Here is an 18,707-nt window from a genome sequence, read left to right on the forward strand (position 1 = left end):
CGATTGCTTGGCCGGTTCCGGCACTTGCCGTGAGCAAAGGCGAATGGAAATGTTCGCGCTGTTCTCCGGACCGCATGTTTCGAACCGAATGGAGCGATGCAATGCGTATCACCGGCAAGACGATCTTTGCAGCCGCGGCGACCACCCTTCTGACGGGCGCTCTCGTCACCACCGGGAACCCGGCCACGGCCGCGGCCGCGCCGCCCGACACCTTCACCAAGTCCGTCCAGTCCTACCTCGACAACACCAATCTCGACGCCTACGACGGGGCTGCCGTCTGGACCAGGGACGGCAGTTACGCCGACCAGGTGTGGACGTTCGACAGAGTGGCCACCCAGTCCGACGGGCTGGGTGTCTACACGATCAAGAACACCCGCTTCGGCAGCTGCATCACCGCCACGGCCGCCTCCGGCAAGGTGCAGTTGGCCAAGTGCGACCCACACAACCTGGCCCAGCGCTGGACCGTGGACACCGCCGAGGACCAGACCGAGATCCTCAACAAGAAGTTCGCGGACACCGCCCTCCAGGCGAACGGCTCCGACCAGGCGGTGACCACCGAGGAGCAGGGGGACGGGCCCAACAACCAGCTGTGGACCTTCTACGACAAGTAGGGGGCAAGTAGGGGGCAGCGCCCCCGAGCTGACTAAATGCGACCAGGCCGACGATCCCGACTCGTCGGCCTGGACCAATTCTGACCGTACGTGTCCGGGAGATGGCGCAGATCCATGCAATGATCACCCGTACCACCAGTAATCCGAGGTTTGTGCGAAGATTCCGTCCCCGGTCCGCTCGGACCGGGCGACAAGGGGAAACATCGTGCACATAACGAGATTCAGAGCCGCTGTTGGGGCGGCTGTGACGGTGGCCGCCACGGCCGCTCTCCTGCCCACGTCGGCCGCGTTCGCGGCGGGCAAGCCGGACTCCCGCACGGCGGACAGTGCGACCGTCGAGGCCTTCGGCCGAATAGCCGACGCCGTGCTGAACGACCGCACCTCGGTCCTCCTGGACTCCCGCTCGGCCGACCGCAAGGCGACCAAGCTCGACGGCAAGGTCCGTCTCTCCTCCGGCCTCTCGAAGGCCGAGGACACCGGACTCTCCTCGCTGAAGATGCGGAAGTCCTGGCTCGCCGCCCTCGGCGAGGCCTACACCGGCGCCGACACCAAGACCTCGGTCGACAGGACGACGGTCAAGGGCAACCGCGCCACCGTGCGTGTCACCGAGACCACGGTGCTCACGTACAAGAAGATCCGCGGCGACGAGCCCTCGACCACCGGCTTCACCGCCCACCACGAGCTCAGCTTCTCCCTCGGCAAGAGCGGCAAGTGGGAGCTCACGGGCATCCGCCCGCAGGACGACGGCCCCGGCGCCATCAACGAGCCCCGCACGGCGGTGGCGGCGACCGGCAGCATCGACCTCAACGGCAGCCCGGCCGCGACCCGGTACCCCGGCAGCCGCAACGCCAAGCCGAAGTCGCTGACCGCCACGACCAAGGGCGGTCTCGACTACAAGGCCATGGCCGCCTACGCCGAGAAGTACTGGCGCAACTACAACCCCGCCTACCGCAGCTTCAACAGTTACGGCGGCGACTGCACCAACTTCATCAGCCAGGCCCTCAAGGCCGGCGGCTGGAAGGACGCGGCCGGATCGGACACCTCCGACTACCGCAAGTGGTGGTACAACAAGTCGAGCCAGTCCGACTCCTGGGTCGGCGCCAACGAGTGGTCGTGGCACACGCTGTCCACCAAGCGGGCGACCAACCTGTCGAACGTGTACCAGATGGACGTCGGCGACATCCTGCAGATGGACTTCGACGGTGACGGGTCCAAGGACCACTCCATGATGACCACGTACCGCAGCCGGATGGGCGTCCCGTACCTGACGTACCACTCGACCAACACCTACCGGAAGTCGGTCGCGAGCATCATCGCGTCCTACCCCGGGGCGATCTACTACGCCTACCGCACGTGATGCGGCGTGGGCCGCGCCCGGCCGTCCGGCCTCCGGGTGGGCGGGGCGCGGCCCACAATTCGCTGTTCGCAGTCCGAAACGTCCCTTGCGGAGAACCCCTCCGCTCTTGGACGATCAAGCGATGAAACTGCTGCGTGTGGGGCCCGCGGGGGCGGAACGCCCGGCGCTGCTGGATGAGGACGGAACCCTTCGCGACCTGTCGGCGCTGGTGACCGACGTCGACGGCGCGCTGCTCGCCGACGCGCCCGCGCTCTCGCGCATACGGGCCGCCGTCGGCGCCCGCATCCTCCCCGCCCTCGACCCGGCCGGCCTGCGCACCGGCCCGCCCCTCTCCCGGATCGGCAAGATCGTGGGCGTCGGCCTGAACTACCGCCGCCTGGCCGCCGAGACCCGCTCCGTCGTCCCCGCCGAACCCGTCCTCTTCCTCAAGGCCGCGGACACGGTCGTCGGCCCCGACGACCCGGTCCTGCTGCCGCCCGGCAGCGAGAAGACCGACTGGGAGATCGAACTCGGCGTCGTCATCGCCCACCGCGCGCGCCGCCTGGAGACGGACGAGGACGCGCTGGCCGCCGTCGGCGGCTACGTCCTCGCGCACGACGTCTCCGAGCGCGAGTTCCAGTTCACCCGCGGCGGCGCGTGGGTCAAGGGCAAGAACTACGAGACGTTCACCCCGCTGGGCCCCTGGCTCGTCACCCCCGACGAGCTCCGCGACCCGCAGGCCCTGCGGCTGCGGCTGTGGGTCAACGGCGACCTCAAGCAGGACGACAGCACCGCGGATCAGATCTTTCCGGTGGCGGAGGTCATCCGGTACGTCAGCATGTTCATGACCCTGTATCCGGGTGACGTCATCCTGACGGGCACCCCGGCGGGCGTGGCCATGAGCCGCCCCGACCCCAAGCCGTACCTGAGGGCGGGGGACGTGGTGGAGCTGGAGGGCACGGGGCTGGGCCGGCAGCGGCAGGAACTCAAGGACGCGTAGCGTCCGGCCCTCGGCGTGTACGGCGCGGTTTTGCCCCCGACGTGCGGCATATTTTCCGATATGCGCAGAACGCGGAGAACTAGCCCTGCGGTGGTCGCTGCGCTCGCCGTGGTGGCGAGCGTGGTGCTGGTGTGCGCGTTCACCTTCCCGGCGCCGAGGGGCGCTCCCGCGCCGGCGCCCCGGGAGCGCCACGTCGCGCCCGACGGCCGCGAACTGGCCCACGACGGTCGCTCCGCTGGGGCCGACACGCTGGTCGTCGGCGCGGGGATGGTCGCCGTCGGCGCCGTGCTGGGTCTCTGCGGCCTGGTGTGCAACCGGCCCCGTCACGAGACCGGTTGAAAAGCGCCCTCGCTGCCGCCGCGTATGGAGTGCACGAAGGTCGCCCAGGCGTGCGGTGACAATGTCAGCGCGCCGCGGGGGCGGTCTTTGCTGTCGCCTATGGCGACGAGGCGGTCTTCTGTCGGCTGCATCTCGATGCAATTCGGGCCGGTGTCTGTGCTGTACGAGGACTTGCGCCATTCATCTTCGGGCAGGTCGTGACGTATCACGGGGGAGTCCCTCACTCATGTTCAAGCCCACGTGCGATCGACGCGATCAGCTCAATGGACCGTCCTGGTGGCAGCGCTGAGGACCGCAACTTGTCCAGAACGCGGCGGTACTTCGCAACGGTTTCATCATCCTCCAGGCAAAGTGCACCGTCGAGGTGTTCCACCTGTACGACGTCCAGGTCCAGCGGGTCCGGGTAGGAGTAAAGGGCGAAGGATCCACCGGAGTCGGTGAACGATGTCTGTGTGAAGGGGATGACCTGAATCGTGATGTCGGGAGACTGGCTCAAATCCACAAGGTGTCGCAACTGCTCGGCCAGCACCCCAGGACCACCGAACTGCTGGTGAAGTACGCCTTCTGCCATGATGGCCGTGTATTGCGGTGGATTTCCGCGCAGGAAGATGCTCTGCCGGCTCATCCGGAAGTCGACGAAGAAGTCCAGCTGTTGCTCGGTCAGCGACGTCGAGGCACCGGAGATGAGTGCGGCCGCATAGGTCTGCGTCTGCAGCAGCCCCGGCACGACCTGTGATTGGAACGCCGAGATCCGTGCGGCTTCGGACTCCAGGTCCAGGGCCTCTTTGAAGCCGTCCGTGAGCATGCCGCTGTGGCGACGCCACCAAGTCCGCTTGTTGCCCTCGGATGCGAGTGCAACGAGCCACTCGCGCCGCTTCTCGTCATCGACGCCATAGAGGGTGAACAGGACTTCGAGCTCAAGTCGCGTGACGCGATGCTGGCCCGTCTCCTGTCGGCTGATCTTCGTTTTGTCGCCATGGATCGCTTTGGCCGCTGCTTCAGGCGACACGCCTGCAGCTTCCCGTAGTGATCTCAGTTCGGCTCCCAGCTTGCGGCGACGGGCTGTGCGGCGCGGATGTTTCATGCTTCCTCCCCTGCTGGCCGTGCTCGCCCAGTGTGCTGCACGAGATCGGCGGCCTCGCTGGGCGATGGTGACCGTCACCCACAGGGGTGAACTCTCCATTTTGGAGGTCAAATTGTTGCGGGCGAAGCGCGCGGAGGGCCATCGTGGATGCGCGGCTACAGCGGGTAGTCGCGGACGCCGGGGGAAGGTGCAGGGGTCGATGACGTACAGGAACGGCGCGTTCGTGGTGGACACCCGGGAGGGGCGGATGGCCCAGGTCATCGGCAGCCAAGGCCACCGCGTGCAGGTGCGGCAGCCCGGCGGTGGCCTGGAATGGGAAGTCCCCTTCTCCTACCTGCGGTTGGCGACCAGCGCGGAGCGAGCCGCGGCGCGCGCGAACCCGCAACCCCCCGCTCGGCCGACGATCGCCGACTGCCCGGAGTGCCCGGAGCTCAAGGCGGCCTGGTGGGAGGCGACGATCGAAGGGGACCCCTTCAAGGCGGGCGACGCCCTGGTCGCAGTACGGCGGCACTGGAGGTCGCACATGTCGGAAGGAACGCGCGTATGAGGATCCGCTGCAACCACAGCGAGGGGTGGGCACACCCGGCCCCCGGCGAGGCCCGCTGCAAGGCCTGCGGAGTGACCCGCTTCGCGGATTACGGCGCGGTGCGGCCGCCGGGCCTGCCGAGCGCGCTCACCCCGAAACCGAGGGACGCCCGCCGAGCGGACCTCGCCGCGGCGGCGTGGATCGCGAACATGCCCCGCAGGACGGTGTGGTGGGGGCTGGCCGCCGCGGCATAGGCGGGGCCCGGAAATCAACCGGCCTGGGGCGTAGGGCGGCGAATAAGTGGCCCGGGATGGCTGCCGAGTGTCTCAGCAGCCCCACCAGGGGGCCCGGATCACACAAGCCCCGGCCGGGCGGCCGGATCAGGCGATCCCGGGGAGTACCGGGCGGGCGACGTGTGGTCAGTCGGCGTGTCGCCCGCCTGGTGGGGTGATTCGCGAGAGGCGTAGAGAGCGCTTACCTGTCTTCTCTCTCCTCGCCCTGCCGGTCCTGCCGGTCCTGCCGGTCCTGCCGGTCCTGCCGGTCCCGCCGGTTCGTGGTCGTGTCCCGGTCGTCGCGCAGGCCCGCTGCGTCGCCCAGTCGCCGGGCGGCGTCGGTGGCGTCACGCAGGGGGTTTCCCCGGTCCTCGTCCCGGTCCTGGTCGTGCCTGCTCTTGTCGCGCATCTGTCCCATTGGGCACTCCTTGGCGAGTGTGGTGATACGGCCTTGAGCAGAGTCCCACGGCGCGGCATAAGTCGCATTTCTTCAGGCGGCGGAGCTCTTGGGCGACGCCGCCTGAAGGGCCGGGCGTCAGCCCAGGTTCTCCGGGCTCAGCGGGGTCCGCGCGCGCCACTGGTCGATGGCCGGTTCCAGCATCGGGGCCAGGTCCGGCTTGAGGGAGGCGAAGGCCAGGGCTCCTACGATCTGCAGGAAGCGTGCGGTCTCCATGACGTCCAGCAGGGCGCGGTTCACCTGTGTGCCGCTCGCCCGCTCGTACTCCGCGATCCCCAGCGGGCCGACGAGGGTGAGGTCCCACTCGACGGGGCCGCGGGTGGCGTCCTCGAAGTCGCTGAAGAGGTGGCCGCCGGCGGTGCGCAGGAGGTTGTACGCGGGGGAGTCTCCGTGGAGGGTCTGCAGGCGCGTGCCGGGGAAGTGGGCGGGCAGGTCCTGGACGAGGGTCTCCAGGACCGCGTACTCCTTGCGGGCCCGGTCCAGTTCCGCGGGCGTGAGGAGGGGGTGCGGGTTCTCGGCGAGCGTGTCCAGGGTCAGGCCGACCGCGGGGACGACGGGGGCGAGGACGGGCAGGTCGTCGCCGGGGTACTCGGCGAGCAGCGCGTGCAGTTCCGCCGCCCAGCCCGTCTGCTCGACGAAGCGCTCCTGCAGGGCCGCGGGGTCGGTGACGGCGGACAGGGGGTCCGTCTCGTCGACGAACTCCCAGAACGTCAGCGACCGTCCGTCGATCTCGACGGGCTCGCGGGGGACGAGGGGGCTCGGCCCGACGACGGGCGCGCCCCGGTCCGCCAGCCAGCCCGCCACGGCGAGCTCGCGGCGCTGCTTGGCGGCCTGTTCCGCGAGGGGCCCGGCGGCCAGGGAGGGGACGCGGACCACGACGGGGTGCGGGGCCAGGTGGACCAGCACGTTGAAGACGTTGTGCAGCACGCGCGGCTCGTCCGACTGCAGCCCGAGGCCGCGGCCCGCCCTGGTGGCGAGGCCGACCGCGTGCTCGGCGCGTTCGGCGGCGGTCAGGGCGGGGGAGGGGGTGTCAGCAGTAGGCATATGGGCGATCCTGCCCGGCCGGAAAGGGCGTTGTCGACGGGATTTCTCCGGGTGCGACTCCGCTGCCCGCCCCTCATTCCTCCAGGAAGCGTCGCACTCCCTCCACCACCAGCGCGTGGTCCTCCGCCTGCGGCAGGCCCGAGACGGCGACCGCGCCGATCACGCCCGTACCCCGTACCCGCAGCGGGAAGGCGCCCCCGTGCGCCGCGTAGCGGTCGGGGTCGAGGCGGGAGGACTCCTCGAAGGTGCGGCCCTTGGCGCGGAAGCGGGCCCCGACGAGGAAGGACGACTCCCCGTACCGTTCCACCACCCGGCATTTGCGGGCGATCCACGCGTCGTTGTCCGCGGACGTGCCGGGGAGAGCGCAGTGGAAGAGCTGCTGGGCGCCGCGCCGGATGCCGACCGTGACCGCCGCGCCGCGCTCCCTCGCCAGGTCCACCAGGATGGTGCCGAGGCGCCACGCGTCGTCGTTGTCGAAGTGGTCGAGGAGCAGGCGCTGTTCGTCCTCCTCCAGGCGGGCGATGTCCGTGGCGGTCACCGGGCCGCCTCGATCCGTACCGTGCGGCCCTCGTCCGCCGACACCCGCGCCGCCTCCAGCACGCGCAGCGTCGCCGCCGCCTCCCGCGCCGTCACCGGCGGCTCGCCGCCCGTGCGCAGGGCGGCCTCGATCGCCGCGTAGTAGGCGGGGTAGTCGCCCGGCAGGGTGGGGACGGGGTCGCCGCCGCCCGTCTGCGGGGACTCGCCCGCGCCGAGGCGGCCCCAGAGGCACTCGGGCTCGACGCCCCAGTCGGTGCGCCCGGAGCCGGGGCGCAGGCCTTCCCGGAGCGCCGCCTCCTGCGGGTCGAGGCCGTACTTCACGTAGCCGGCCGCGCTGCCCAGCACCCGGAAGCGCGGGCCGAGCTGGGCGGTGGTGGCGCTGACCCACAGGTGGGAGCGGACGCCGCTCGTGTGCGTCACGGCGATGAACGTGTCGTCGTCGGCCTCGGCGCCGGGGCGGCGGACGTCGACCTCGGCGTAGACGGAGGCGGCGGGGCCGAAGAGGGTGAGGGCCTGGTCCACGACGTGGCTGCCCAGGTCGTAGAGGAGGCCGCCGATCTCCGCCGGGTCGCCGGACTCGCGCCAGCCGCCCTTCGGCTGCGGCCGCCAGCGCTCGAAGCGGGACTCGAAGCGCAGGACGCCACCGAGGGCGCCGTCGGCCAGGAGCCGCTGCACGGTGCGGAAGTCGTTGTCCCAGCGGCGGTTCTGGAAGGCGCTGAGCAGCAGGCCGCGCTCCTCCGCGAGGTCCGCGAGCGCTTCCGCCTCGGCGGCGGTCGCGGCGAGCGGCTTGTCGACCACGACCGGGAGGCCGGCTTCGAGGGCGGTGCGCGCCAGTGGCACGTGGGTGCGGTTGGGGGAGGCGATGACGACGAGGTCGAGCTCTCCGGCGCGCGCGAAGAGCGCCTCGCTGTCGGCGACCGTCCGCACTCCGGGGTGCTCGGCGGCGGCCTGGCGCTGCCGGTCGGGGTTGCCGGTGACGACCGTGTCGAGGACGAGGCCGTCCGTGGCGGCGATGAGCGGGGCGTGGAAGACGGAGCCCGCGAGGCCGTAGCCGATCAGGCCCACCCGGAAGTTCTTGTGCGGGGTCCCGCCGTCACTGTTCATACGGTCGATGCCGTCCGTGTCATCCATGCCATCCATGCACTCCACTTTGGCAACGCTGTTGCGAAACCGCAAGCGGCGGCGACAATGGACCTGTGAACCGCTCGCTCGCCCCCGGCGCCAACCTCACCGCCCTCCGTGACCACAACACCGCCCTCGTCCTCGGGCTGCTGCGCGACGCCGGCCCGGACGGCGCTAGCCGGGCCGAGCTGGCGGACCGTACGGGGCTCACCCCGCAGGCGGTCAGCAAGATCACCGGGCGGCTGCGGGTCGCGGGGCTGGCCGCCGAGGCGGGCCGCCGGGCGTCCACGGGCGGCAAGCCCGCCACGGCCCTGCGCCTGCTGCCCGAGGCGGCGCACGCGATCGGCGTGCACCTGGAGCGCGACGCCCTGACGGTCACCCTCGTCGACCTGGCCGGGGCCGAGGCCGCGACCCGTACGTCCCCCCTCGACCTCGGGGCGGGCGCGGAGGCGGTCCTGGACGCGATCGCGGCGGAGGTCGCGCGCGTACGGGCCGGGGCCGGCGGCTCCCTCCTCGGCGTCCTCGGCGCCGGGGTCGCCCTCCCCGGCCCCCTCGACCACCGCACCGGCGTCCTGCAGCGCGTCACCGGCCTGCCCCAGTGGGACGGGTTCCCGCTGCGGGACGCGCTCGCCGAGCGGCTCGGGATGCCCGTCGTGGTCGACAAGGACACCAACGCCGCCGCGCTCGGCCTCGTGCTCCGCGGCTGCGGCGGCCACCCGGGCCCGGGGGCGGCCGGCTCCTTCGCCTACCTGCACCTCGGCACCGGCCTGGGCGCCGGCCTCGTGCTGGGCGGCGAGGTGCACCGGGGCGCGCGGACCGGCGCGGGCGAGTTCGGCCACCAGGTGCTCCAACTGGACGGGCCGCCGTGCCGCTGCGGCAACCGCGGCTGCATCGAGGTGCTGTGCCTGGACGCGGTCGCCCGGGGCGACACCGCGGAGGCGGCCCGGCTGCTCGGCACCGGCGCCGCCAACCTCGTACGGCTGCTGGACATCGACCTCGTCCTGCTCGGGGGCGGGGTGCTGCTGAACGCCCCCGGCGCCTACGCGGCCGGGGTGCGGGAGGTGCTCGGCGGCGCGCCGCCGGTGGGCGTCGTCCCGGCCGGGGAGCGCACCGTCGTGGAAGGGGCCGCGGAGCTCGTCCTGGCGTCGCTGTTCGGCAGGGGAGGGCGGGACCGTCACCGGGCCCTGGAGGAGGCCGGCCTCAGGGGCCCGTCCGGCCTCGCGGGTCCGTCCGGGCTTACGGGTCCGTCCGGGCCTACGGGTCCGTCCGGGCCCACGGGCTCGTGAGGCCTCGCCACCCTGCCCGGCCTCAGCACCCCGTCAGGCCTCGCCGCCCCCTCCGCCCTCACGGCCCCGTCCCCAGGAACCGCTCGACCTTGAGCGAGGCGAACCCGCCGGCCGGCGCCTCCCCCAGCTCCGACGCGTCGTCGCCCTCCTCGATCCTCGTGCTCGTGCCCGTCTGGCCGGGGCCGCTGTAGAGGGTGACCACCCACCGCGGCCGCGGGCCCTTGCGCGGCCTGCCGCGCCGCTCCGGCACCAGCACGGACCGGACGGGCCCGGCGTGCTCGTACGTACCGGGGCCGAACTCCTGCCACCGGCCCCGGAAGTGGGGCGCCGAGAAGAGCGCGGGCAGGTCCTTGCCGGGGTAGTGCCCCAGGAGGGGCTCCAGCAGATCGCCGACCAGGGGCAGGCCGGCCAGGCTCTTGAGGGGGTTCCTCCGGTACGTCTCGGCGTCGTCCCCGCTTCGTGGGGCCGGCGTCCCCCGGCCGCCTCGCTCCTCCGTCACCGTTACTCCGCCACCTCCGTGCGGGCCACCCACTCGTAGACCGGCAGCCGGCCCTCGGCCGTGTCCCACTGCCGTGACGTGGCCCTGAAATGTTCGTAACCGCCCCGGAAGGGGACCTTCACTTCCTCGCCCGGCGCCGCGGTCGGGACGATGTGCTCCGGGATGCCTTCCGGCCCGCCCTGGAGGACGCATTTGTCAGCAGTGGCCATGTCCCGATCCTGACCGCGCGGCACCCGGGTGGCACGGCCCGGCGCACCGGCGCCACTCGGATGACACGAAAATAGGCTCATCGGGCGGTATGTGACGGCTGGTCGGGGGTACGTGGCCGCGCCGGGCCGGGGACCGCCGCCGGGCGGTGGGAGGTTCGGGACAGCAACAGGACCCACGACCCGTCAACCGGGCCCACGGCACGAACCCGCCGGCCGGCCCCACGACCCCCACCGCAAAGGTCCCGCGATGCCCAAGCCCCGTGTGCTCGTCCTCGGCGCCACCGCGCTCGCGATCTTCTCCACGGCCGCACCCGCACCCGCCTCCCCGGCGGGCGGGACCGCCGTCCGCTCCCACTGCGCCTCGCCCGGTACGCCGGACTTCCCCATCGCCGCGCGGCTGAGCGGCGGCCCGGAGACGTACGAGCGCGGCGCCCCGCCCCGCTCCTGGCGGCTGGAACTGCGCAACGACTCCGGCACCGAGTGCCGGGCCGTGCACCCCGTCGCGGTCCTCGCCGACCGCGGCCGCGCGCTCGCCCCCGGCGACATCCGCCTCGACTTCTACGACCCGGGGGCGGCGCGCTGGCGCCCCGTGCGGTTCGAGCGGACCGACGAGGCGGAGAACGTAGGCGTCTTCGACGGGGGCAAGGCCCCCGGCCGCGCCGAGCGCGCCCACCGCGCCGCCCGGGTCCCCGCGTTCCCCGGCTTCTCCGTCCCCGCGCACGGGAGCGTGCCCGTACGCGTACGCCTGGGTTTCGCCAAGAACGCCCCCGAGGGCCCCGTGACGGCCAACGTCACCGCCGTGCAGCGGCGCGGCGACGACGGCGACTGGGTGGGGGAGTCCAACGACTACACGTTCGGCATCGGCAAGGCCCCCGGCCGTGCCGCCCCCGGCAAGAAGCGGGGAGCCGACGACGGCGAACAGCCGATCCTCGCCGACACGGGCTCCCAGCGCCCCCTGCTCGCCATCGCCGCGGCGGCCGGCGCCCTGCTCCTCGCCGGGGCGTCCCTCGTCGTCGGAGCACGCCGCTCGGGGCGCTGAGGCCGGGCGCCGGGCCGCCCGGGCGGCAGCGCTCCAGCCGCCCGCCCGGGCGGTGCCGGAGACTCCGCCGCGCGGCGGGGGTGCGAGGATGCGCGCCGTGAAGCACACGGACGACGACCCTCCCCGGCCCCTGCCCGGTGCCCCCGTCCGGGACGGCATCCCCGAGCACGGCCGGATCCCCAAGTACTACGCGGTCAAGACGCAGGTGGCCGCCCTGCTGGACAGCCTCGGCGAAGGCGGCCCGCTGCCCACGGAACGCGACCTCGCCGTCCGCTTCGAGGTCTCGCGCGAGACCGTGCGGCAGGCGCTGCGCGAACTCCTCCTGGAGGGCCGGCTGCGCCGCTCGGGGCGCGGCACGGTCGTCGCGGGCCCCAAGCTCGAACAGCCGCTGGCCCTCGCCAGCTACACGGAGGGCGTACGGCGCCAGGGGCGCCGGCCGGGACGCTCCCTGATCGGCCTCGACCGCTTCCCGTGCCCGGCCGCGCTCGCGCCCGACGTCGGCGTCGCGGAGGGCGAGCCGGTGTGGCACATGGAGCGGGTGCTGCTCGCGGACGACGAGCGGGTCGGCCTGGAGAGCACGTACGTGGCGGCCGCCCGGGTACCGCACCTGGACACGGACTTCGCCCCGGACTCCTCCTTCTACGGCTATCTCCGCGAGCGCCTCGGCATCGCCTTCGGCGACGCGGACGAGCGGCTGGAGACGGTCCTGGCGACCCCGCGCGAGGCACTCCTGATCGGCACCCCTCCGGCGCTGCCGATGCTGCTGATCCACCGGCTGTCCCGCGACACGGAGGGCAGACCGCTGGAGAGGGTGCGGTCGCTGTACCGGGGGGACCGGTTCTCGTTCACGACGCACCTGAGAGGCGACGGCTGAGCTGCGCGGGGCCGGGGGAGACAGCCCGGGCGGCCGCCCTGAGCCGGACGACCGCCCGGGGCCGGGCATCGGTCAGCAGCCGCCGCCCGCGTGCCGGGGCACCAGGATGAACGGTGCGCTGTGGATGAAGGTGGCGATCTTGCCCTGCTTGTCACACAGGGTGGCGATGTAGCGGAACACGCGGCACCTGTCGAGGTTGGGCACCGTGATGACGAAGCACTCTTTCTTGACGAACTTCCCCTGGCAGCCGTAGGGCTTCCAGCCGTGGTTCGGGGAGAACGTCTGGTCGGTGATCGACTTGCTCATTTCCTCGTTGGGGGCCGCTTTGCACTCGTCGATGGCGCACAAGTGCAGCGTGTAGGGCAGGCACGAGTTCCCGATGAGGGTGCCTGCGACGGCTTCCACGCAGACCTGGAATTTCGGGGCCGGACCGTTCGTGCACACGTTCGGCTTGGTGGTCGCCACCTCGCTGTCGAGGGACGTCGTGATCAGGCGGGTGAGTTCCGCTTCATAGGGTGCGGGCAAGGGAGTGCCCCTCTCCTCTGATCCGGTGGTTCCGGTCCTGGCGGACAGTCAGGATCGGCGTCGCTCACCGTATGCACCCGCTCCGCCGTCCGCCTACGTCGAAGTCCGGGAGCGAGTGGCATATTCAGGGCGCGCGGAAGTTAATCACGGAACGATAACGGGTCTAGGCCAACTTTGACGGCGCGTTCACCCCCGCGTCGTCGCCCGGACCGCAGCGGGTCACCGGCTGCGAGGACCGTTCGCGGCATGCGAGTCATAGTCGTCGGAGCCGGCGTGGTGGGAACCCTGCACGCCTGGCACGCAGTGCAGCGTGGTCACGAAGTGGTCCACATCGAGCGGGAGGCCGAGGCCCGCGGGGCCTCGGTCCGTAACTTCGGCCTGGTCTGGGTCGGCGGCCGGGCCGGGGGTGAGGAGCTGGAGACGGCCCTGCGCGCCCGCGAGCTGTGGGAGGGGATCGCCGAGCGCGTCCCCGCCCTCGGTTTCCGTCCCAACGGTTCGCTGACGGTCGTCACGGACGAGGCCGAACTGGCCGTCGCCCGGGCCGCGGCCGCCCGCCCCGACGCCGCCGCCCGCGGCTTCGCCCTCCTCGGACCCGCCGAGGCCCGGGCGCTCAACCCCGCCCTGCGCGGCGAGGGCGTCCTCGGTGCCCTGTGGTGCGAGCGCGACGCCGTTGTCGAGCCGCGCACCGCCCAGCGCGCCCTCAGGGAAGCCCTGTCGGCCTCCGGCCGGTACGCCTTCCTGGGCGGGCGGGAGGTCCGCGAGGTCGTCGGCGAGCGCGCCGTCCGCGACGACCGCGGCGAGGTGCACACCGGCGACGCGGTCGTGCTGTGCACCGGCGCCTGGCTGGGCGGCCTGGTCCGCGAACTGGCGCCCGCCCTGCCCGTGCGCCGCGTCCGCCTGCAGATGATGCAGACCGCGCCCCTCGGCGAGCCCCTGCCGACCTCGGTCGCCGACGCCGACAGCTTCCGCTACTACCCGGCCTACGGGGGTGCCGCGCTCGACGCCCTGGCCGCCGCCCGGCCCCAGCCGCCGGTCGCCGCCGAGCACCGGATGCAACTGCTCATGGTCCAGCGCGCGGACGGCGGCCTGACCATTGGTGACACCCACGAGTACGAGGCGCCGTTCGCCTTCGACGTGCAGGAGGAGCCGTACGAGCACCTCGCGCGCGTCGCCGAGTCGCTCCTCGGCCGCCCCCTGCCGCCGGTCCGGCGCCGCTGGGCCGGGGTGTACGCGCAGTGCACCGACACCGCGCGCGTGGTGCACCGCGAGCGCGTCCGCGACGGCGTGTGGCTGGTGACCGGCCCCGGAGGGCGCGGCATGACCTGCTCGCCGGCCATCGCCGAGGCCACGGCGAACGAGCTGGGCTGGTGAGCGCGGTGAGCCCCACGACCCCGCCGCCGCGGAGGCGCATCAGCCTCGTCGTCCTCGACATGGCCGGCACGACCGTCGCCGACGACGGCCTCGTGGAGCAGGCCTTCGGCGAGGCCGCGCGAGCGCTCGGCGTCGCGCCCGGCAGCGCGCGCCACGCGGAGCAGCTCGCCCACGTCCGCGCCACCATGGGCGAGTCCAAGATCTCCGTCTTCCGGCACCTCTTCGAGGACGAGGAGCGGGCGCAGGCCGCCAACGCGGAGTTCGAGGCGGCCTACGGGCGGCTGGTGGACGCGGGCCGCTGCGCGCCCGTCCCCGGCGCCCGCCGGGCTATCGAGCGGCTCCGTGCCGAGGGGCGGACGGTCGTCCTCACGACCGGCTTCGCCCGCGCCACCCAGGACGCGATCGTCACCGCCCTCGGCTGGCAGGACCTCGCCGACCTCACCCTCTGCCCCGCCGACGCGGGAGGCCGCGGGCGCCCGTACCCCGACATGGTGCTCGCCGCCCTCCTGCGGACCCGCGGAGCGGACGCCGTCGAGGACGTCGCCGTCGCGGGCGACACCTCCTACGACGTGCTGAGCGGGCTCCGCGCCGGGGCCGGCCTGGTGGCCGGGGTCCGCACCGGGGCGCACGACGAGGCGGCCCTGCGGGCGGCGGGGGCGCACAGCGTCCTGCCGTCCGTGGCGGAGCTCCCGGATGCGATCGCCGGGTTCGAGTCGACCGCCGAGCGCGGGTCATGAACGGCGGCATCCGCTTCGACGGGGTGACCGTTGCCTACGACGGCACCGTCGTCCTCGACGACTTCGGCCTCACCGTCGAGCCCGGCGAGGTCATGGCCCTCCTCGGCCCCTCCGGGTCGGGGAAGACCACCGCCCTGCGGGCCGTCGCCGGCTTCGTGCGCCCCCGCACGGGCCGGGTGCTGATCGGCGGCCGGGACGTCACAGCCCTGCCGCCGCACCGGCGCGGCATCGGCATGGTCGTGCAGCAGTACGCGCTCTTCCCCCACATGCGGGTCGAGGCCAACGTCGCCTTCGGGCTCAAGGCGCGGAAGGTGCCGCGCGGCGAGATCGCAGGGCGCGTCGCCGAGGCCCTGGAGATGACCGGCATGGACGGCTTCGCCGAGCGGTATCCGCGCGAGCTCTCCGGCGGCCAGCAGCAGCGCGTCGCCATCGCGCGGGCGCTCGCCGTACGGCCCGGCGTGCTGCTCCTCGACGAGCCGCTGTCCGCGCTGGACGCGCGGCTGCGCGCGGGGATGCTCGCCGAACTCGCCCGCCTGCACCGCGAACTGCCCGGCCTCTCCATGCTCTACGTCACCCACGACCAGTCCGAGGCCCTCACCCTCGCCGACCGCATCGCGGTCATGGACCGCGCCCGGCTGCGCGACTGCGGCACGCCGCGGGAGCTCTACCGGGCGCCGGGGAGCGCGTTCACGGCGTCGTTCGTCGGCAGCGCGAACCTGCTGACGGCGCGCTGGTGCGGGGACGGTGCGGTCGAGCTGGACGGCGGTCCGCGGATCCGGGTGCGGGGCTCCGGCGGCCGGGCGGGGGAGGGGGAGGCGACGCTGTGCATCCGCCCGCACCTGATCGGCCTGGGCGAGCCCTCGCCGCCGGCACCGGACGTGAACGTCCTGCACGGCGCCGTCACGGGCCTGCAGTGGCGGGGCGCCTCCCACCGGGTCACGGTGAGCCTGCAGCCCTCGGGCGCGGAACTCACCGCGGAGGTACGGGAGCTGAGCTCGCCGCCCGCTCCCGGGGAGAAGGTGTCCGTGCACTTCGCGGCCGCGGACGCGGTGGTGCTGCCGCCGGGAGGAACGCCGTGACGCTGCGCGCCCGCGCGGGGCGGGCGGGGATGGTCCTGCCGCCCGTCCTCCTCCTCGCCCTGCTCTTCCTCCACCCCCTCGCCCTCGTCGTGCGCGAGTCCCTCTCACCGGGCGGCGGCGGAACGCTCTCCACGCGCGCGTACAGCGACGTCTTCGCAGAGGCGTCCTTCCGGGACGCGCTGCTCAACACCGTGGGGATCGCCGCCGGGGCCACCGCCGGCACCCTCGTCCTGGGGTTCGTGCTCGCGTTCGTCGTCGCGTTCGTGCCGTTCCCCGGCGGCCGGGCGCTGAGCCGGTTCATCGACGTGTTCCTCGCGTTCCCTTCCTTCCTCATCACGCTCGCCCTGCTCTTCGTCTACGGGACCGTGGGGATGGCCAACGGCCTCTGGACGGACGTCACCGGAGCGTCCTCCGGGCCGTTCGACTTCCTGCACACCCCGTGGGGCGTCCTGCTGGCGGAGGTCACCTACTTCACGCCGTTCGTGATGCGCCCCCTGCTGGCCGCGTTCGCGCAGACGGATACCGCGCAGCTGGAGGCGGCGGCCTCGCTCGGCGCGCGGCCGGCCCGCATCGTGCGGCAGGTCATCCTGCCCGAGGCGCTGCCGGCCCTGGCCGCGGGCGGCGGGCTAGTCCTGGTGCTGTGCCTGAACGAGTTCGGGATCGTGCTGTTCACCGGCGCGAAGGGCGTGACGACCCTGCCGACCCTCGTCTACGGCAAGGCGATCCTCGACGGCGACTACACGGGCGCCTGCGTCGTCGCGGTCGTCAACGTCGTCCTGTCGGCCGCGCTGTACGGCCTCTACCGCATGCTCCTCACCCGGACGGGAGCCCACCGTGCCCGCGCATAGCCTCGTACACGGCCGCAGCGCCCGCTGGGCGCTCAGGGCCGTCTTCCTCGTCCTCTTCCTGCCCCTCTTCGCGCTGCCGCTGCTGGTGATCGTGGCCGCGTCCTTCGCCACCGGCTGGAGCGGTGCCCTGCCCAACGGGGCGACGACCGCGCACTACGCGGACCTCGCGCGCGGCGACTCCGCGGACGCCCTGCTCGTCAGCCTGCTGACGGCGGCGGCCGCGAGCGGGCTCGCGCTGCTGACCGGCACCTGGGCGGCGCTGGCCGCCCAGGCCCTGCCGCGGAGGCTGCGCAAGGCCGTGAACGCCCTGTTCGTGCTGCCCGTCGCCGTACCGTCGGTCGTCGTCGGACTGGCACTCCTGGTCGCCTTCTCCGAACCGCCGCTCCTCCTCAACGGCACCCGGGAGATCGTCGTCATCGCCCACACCGTCCTGGTGACGGCCTTCGCCCACCAGTCGGTGACCGCCGCCCTGGCCCGTCTCGACCCGGCCTACGAGCAGAGCGCCGCGAGCCTGGGGGCGAGCCCCGCCCGCGTCCTGTGGCAGGTGAAACTGCCGCTCCTGCTGCCCTCGCTCACCGCGGCGGCGGGGCTGTGCTTCGCCCTGTCCATGGGCGAACTGAGCGCCACGATGATGCTCTACCCGCCCGACTGGCTGCCCCTGCCCGTCCGGATCCACGCCGCCACCGACCGCGGCGCGCTCTTCACGGGCGCCGCCCTCGCCGTCGTCCTCATGGCGACGACGCTCGCCGTCCTGCTGGCCGTCTCCCGCATCCGCAGCAAAGCGTCCTACCGACAGCCCTCCTGACAGGAGCTCTCCCCCATGCCCAGCCCCCGCAGCCTGCGCGCATCCGTCGCGGCCCCTGCAACCGCCCTCGCCCTCCTCGCCCCGCTCACCGCCTGCGGCGGCTCCGCCGGAGCGGACGCCGACGCCGCCGAGCTCACCGTCTACAGCGCCGACGGCCTCAAGTCCGAGGACGGGTCCGGCTTCTACGACAAGGTCTTCGCCCAGTTCACGAAGCGCACCGGCATCAAGGTGAAGTACGTCGAGGGCGGCTCCGGCGAGATGGTGCAGCGCCTGGCCCGGGAGAAGTCCAACACCAAGGCGGACGTCGTCGTCACCCTGCCCCCGTTCATCCAGCAGGCCGACGGCAAGGGCCTCCTCGCCACCTACCGGCCGCAGGGCTCGGAGGGGGTCGCCGCGGGCGACAAGGACCCCGCCGGGAAGTGGACCGCGGTGGTCAACAACTACCTCTGCTTCATCCACAACACCGACAAGGCCAGGACCCCGCCGAAGACCTGGGACGACCTCCTCGACCCCCGCTACAAGGGCAAGCTGCAGTACTCCACGCCCGGCGTCGCCGGCGACGGCACGGCCGTCCTGGTCAAGGCCCTGCACGACTTCGGCGGCAAGGACGCCGCCATGGCCTACTTCAAGCGGCTCCAGGAGAACAACGTCGGCCCGTCCTCCTCCACCGGGCAGCTCGCGCCCAAGACCGACAAGGGCGAGCTGGTCGTCGCCAACGGCGACGTCCAGATGAACTACGCCACCATGAAGTCCATGCCCCGCCTCGGGATCTTCTTCCCCGCGGGCCCGGCCGGGAAGCCCACCACCGTCGCCCTGCCCTACGCCGCCGGGCTGGTCAGGAACGCCCCGCACGCGGACAACGCCAGGAAGTTCCTCGACTTCCTGCTGAGCGACGACGTCCAGCAGCAGGTCTCCACCGTCGGCGGCGGCTTCCCGGCCCGCAGCGCGGTACGGGCCGACGGCCCCGACGCCAAGGCCCTCGCGGAGATCATGAAGGGCGTCGAGATCGTCCGCCCGGACTGGCAGGACATCGAGAAGAACCTCGCCTCCTACGTCTCGGCGTGGAAGGAGGCCACCGGGAGCTGACGGGAGCCGACGGGTGCCGAC

General features: G+C 72.9%; 24 protein-coding genes. 15 read left to right on the plus strand and 9 right to left on the minus strand.

Going from position 1 to position 18,707, the window contains the following annotated elements; all coding sequences use genetic code 11:
* Positions 1 to 101 precede the first annotated feature (101 nt).
* From AS857_RS17765 to AS857_RS17780, 4 genes are all read left to right on the plus strand, one after another.
* Complete coding sequence (locus AS857_RS17765) at positions 102 to 611, plus strand: ricin-type beta-trefoil lectin domain protein (protein WP_058044303.1); 510 nt, start codon at positions 102 to 104, stop codon at positions 609 to 611.
* A gap of 244 nt (positions 612 to 855) precedes the next feature.
* On the plus strand, positions 856 to 1,968 hold the full coding sequence (locus tag AS857_RS17770) for an amidase domain-containing protein (RefSeq protein WP_245700258.1): 1,113 nt from the start codon (positions 856 to 858) through the stop codon (positions 1,966 to 1,968).
* A gap of 121 nt (positions 1,969 to 2,089) precedes the next feature.
* A complete protein-coding gene (locus AS857_RS17775) occupies positions 2,090 to 2,947 on the plus strand; it encodes a fumarylacetoacetate hydrolase family protein (RefSeq protein WP_058044304.1) in 858 nt (285 codons plus the stop codon).
* 90 nt (positions 2,948 to 3,037) lie between these two features.
* Complete coding sequence (locus AS857_RS17780; protein ID WP_058044305.1) at positions 3,038 to 3,286, plus strand: hypothetical protein; 249 nt, start codon at positions 3,038 to 3,040, stop codon at positions 3,284 to 3,286.
* Here the strand turns inward: AS857_RS17780 and AS857_RS37825 are convergent.
* On the minus strand, positions 3,271 to 3,495 hold the full coding sequence (locus AS857_RS37825; RefSeq protein ID WP_079110794.1) for a DUF397 domain-containing protein: 225 nt from the start codon (positions 3,493 to 3,495) through the stop codon (positions 3,271 to 3,273). The genes AS857_RS17780 and AS857_RS37825 overlap by 16 nt on opposite strands.
* A gap of 11 nt (positions 3,496 to 3,506) precedes the next feature.
* A complete protein-coding gene (locus AS857_RS17785) occupies positions 3,507 to 4,370 on the minus strand; it encodes a helix-turn-helix domain-containing protein (protein WP_058044306.1) in 864 nt (287 codons plus the stop codon).
* 199 nt (positions 4,371 to 4,569) lie between these two features.
* On the opposite strand from AS857_RS17785, the gene AS857_RS17790 reads away from it, so the two are divergent.
* A complete protein-coding gene (locus AS857_RS17790; RefSeq protein ID WP_058044307.1) occupies positions 4,570 to 4,917 on the plus strand; it encodes a hypothetical protein in 348 nt (115 codons plus the stop codon).
* On the plus strand, positions 4,914 to 5,150 hold the full coding sequence (locus AS857_RS17795) for a DUF6255 family natural product biosynthesis protein (RefSeq protein WP_058044308.1): 237 nt from the start codon (positions 4,914 to 4,916) through the stop codon (positions 5,148 to 5,150). Before AS857_RS17790 ends, AS857_RS17795 begins: the two co-directional genes overlap by 4 nt.
* 220 nt (positions 5,151 to 5,370) lie before the next feature.
* On the opposite strand, the gene AS857_RS17800 is transcribed toward AS857_RS17795, so the two are convergent.
* The 4 genes from AS857_RS17800 to AS857_RS17815 all read right to left on the minus strand — a co-directional run bounded on the left by AS857_RS17800 (position 5,371) and on the right by AS857_RS17815 (position 8,310).
* Positions 5,371 to 5,586: a hypothetical protein gene (locus AS857_RS17800; RefSeq protein WP_058044309.1), complete on the minus strand. Its 216-nt coding sequence runs from the start codon at positions 5,584 to 5,586 to the stop codon at positions 5,371 to 5,373.
* 117 nt (positions 5,587 to 5,703) lie between these two features.
* Complete coding sequence (locus AS857_RS17805) at positions 5,704 to 6,669, minus strand: aminoglycoside phosphotransferase family protein (RefSeq protein ID WP_058044310.1); 966 nt, start codon at positions 6,667 to 6,669, stop codon at positions 5,704 to 5,706.
* 73 nt (positions 6,670 to 6,742) lie between these two features.
* Entirely contained in the window at positions 6,743 to 7,207 is a 465-nt protein-coding gene (locus tag AS857_RS17810; protein WP_058044311.1) for a heme-degrading domain-containing protein, read from the minus strand.
* The gene (locus AS857_RS17815; RefSeq protein ID WP_058046873.1) at positions 7,204 to 8,310 is read right to left on the minus strand and encodes a Gfo/Idh/MocA family protein; all 1,107 of its coding nucleotides are present in this window, start codon (positions 8,308 to 8,310) and stop codon (positions 7,204 to 7,206) included. The genes AS857_RS17810 and AS857_RS17815 overlap by 4 nt, the downstream gene beginning before the upstream one ends.
* 92 nt (positions 8,311 to 8,402) lie before the next feature.
* Between AS857_RS17815 and AS857_RS17820 the strand changes: the two genes are divergently transcribed.
* Positions 8,403 to 9,614: an ROK family transcriptional regulator gene (locus AS857_RS17820; protein ID WP_079110487.1), complete on the plus strand. Its 1,212-nt coding sequence runs from the start codon at positions 8,403 to 8,405 to the stop codon at positions 9,612 to 9,614.
* A 58-nt stretch (positions 9,615 to 9,672) separates the two neighbouring features.
* Here AS857_RS17820 and AS857_RS17825 read toward each other — a convergent pair whose 3' ends face one another.
* Positions 9,673 to 10,113 (minus strand): hypothetical protein, encoded by a 441-nt coding sequence (locus AS857_RS17825; protein WP_058044312.1) that lies wholly within the window; start codon positions 10,111 to 10,113, stop codon positions 9,673 to 9,675.
* Positions 10,114 to 10,115: 2 nt separating this feature from the next.
* On the minus strand, positions 10,116 to 10,322 hold the full coding sequence (locus tag AS857_RS17830; RefSeq protein ID WP_058044313.1) for a DUF5988 family protein: 207 nt from the start codon (positions 10,320 to 10,322) through the stop codon (positions 10,116 to 10,118).
* 247 nt (positions 10,323 to 10,569) lie between these two features.
* On the opposite strand from AS857_RS17830, the gene AS857_RS17835 reads away from it, so the two are divergent.
* Both AS857_RS17835 and AS857_RS17840 read left to right on the plus strand, forming a co-directional pair.
* Entirely contained in the window at positions 10,570 to 11,361 is a 792-nt protein-coding gene (locus AS857_RS17835; protein WP_058044314.1) for a hypothetical protein, read from the plus strand.
* A gap of 88 nt (positions 11,362 to 11,449) precedes the next feature.
* Entirely contained in the window at positions 11,450 to 12,235 is a 786-nt protein-coding gene (locus tag AS857_RS17840; protein WP_058044315.1) for a GntR family transcriptional regulator, read from the plus strand.
* 72 nt (positions 12,236 to 12,307) lie between these two features.
* On the opposite strand, the gene AS857_RS17845 is transcribed toward AS857_RS17840, so the two are convergent.
* A complete protein-coding gene (locus tag AS857_RS17845) occupies positions 12,308 to 12,760 on the minus strand; it encodes a hypothetical protein (RefSeq protein WP_058044316.1) in 453 nt (150 codons plus the stop codon).
* Between the two features lie 246 nt (positions 12,761 to 13,006).
* On the opposite strand from AS857_RS17845, the gene AS857_RS17850 reads away from it, so the two are divergent.
* Genes AS857_RS17850 through AS857_RS17875 form a run of 6 tightly spaced genes read left to right on the plus strand, consistent with a single transcriptional unit; the run spans position 13,007 to position 18,686 of the window.
* Positions 13,007 to 14,131 carry a TIGR03364 family FAD-dependent oxidoreductase gene (locus tag AS857_RS17850; RefSeq protein WP_058044317.1) on the plus strand — a complete coding sequence of 375 codons (1,125 nt, stop codon included), beginning with the start codon at positions 13,007 to 13,009 and terminating at the stop codon, positions 14,129 to 14,131.
* Positions 14,132 to 14,136: 5 nt separating this feature from the next.
* Complete coding sequence (locus AS857_RS17855) at positions 14,137 to 14,868, plus strand: phosphonatase-like hydrolase (RefSeq protein ID WP_275477373.1); 732 nt, start codon at positions 14,137 to 14,139, stop codon at positions 14,866 to 14,868.
* Entirely contained in the window at positions 14,865 to 15,947 is a 1,083-nt protein-coding gene (locus AS857_RS41520) for an ABC transporter ATP-binding protein (RefSeq protein ID WP_058044318.1), read from the plus strand. The genes AS857_RS17855 and AS857_RS41520 overlap by 4 nt, the downstream gene beginning before the upstream one ends.
* Positions 15,944 to 16,795, plus strand: coding sequence for a 2-aminoethylphosphonate ABC transporter permease subunit (locus AS857_RS41525; protein ID WP_245700264.1), 852 nt, complete (start codon positions 15,944 to 15,946; stop codon positions 16,793 to 16,795). The genes AS857_RS41520 and AS857_RS41525 overlap by 4 nt, the downstream gene beginning before the upstream one ends.
* A complete protein-coding gene (locus AS857_RS17870) occupies positions 16,782 to 17,600 on the plus strand; it encodes an ABC transporter permease (RefSeq protein ID WP_058044319.1) in 819 nt (272 codons plus the stop codon). The genes AS857_RS41525 and AS857_RS17870 overlap by 14 nt, the downstream gene beginning before the upstream one ends.
* Before the next feature lie 15 nt (positions 17,601 to 17,615).
* The gene (locus tag AS857_RS17875) at positions 17,616 to 18,686 is read left to right on the plus strand and encodes a 2-aminoethylphosphonate ABC transporter substrate-binding protein (protein ID WP_058044320.1); all 1,071 of its coding nucleotides are present in this window, start codon (positions 17,616 to 17,618) and stop codon (positions 18,684 to 18,686) included.
* Positions 18,687 to 18,707: the final 21 nt, after the last annotated feature.

This window comes from Streptomyces roseifaciens, from assembly GCF_001445655.1.
GTDB lineage: Bacteria > Actinomycetota > Actinomycetes > Streptomycetales > Streptomycetaceae > Streptomyces > Streptomyces aureoversilis.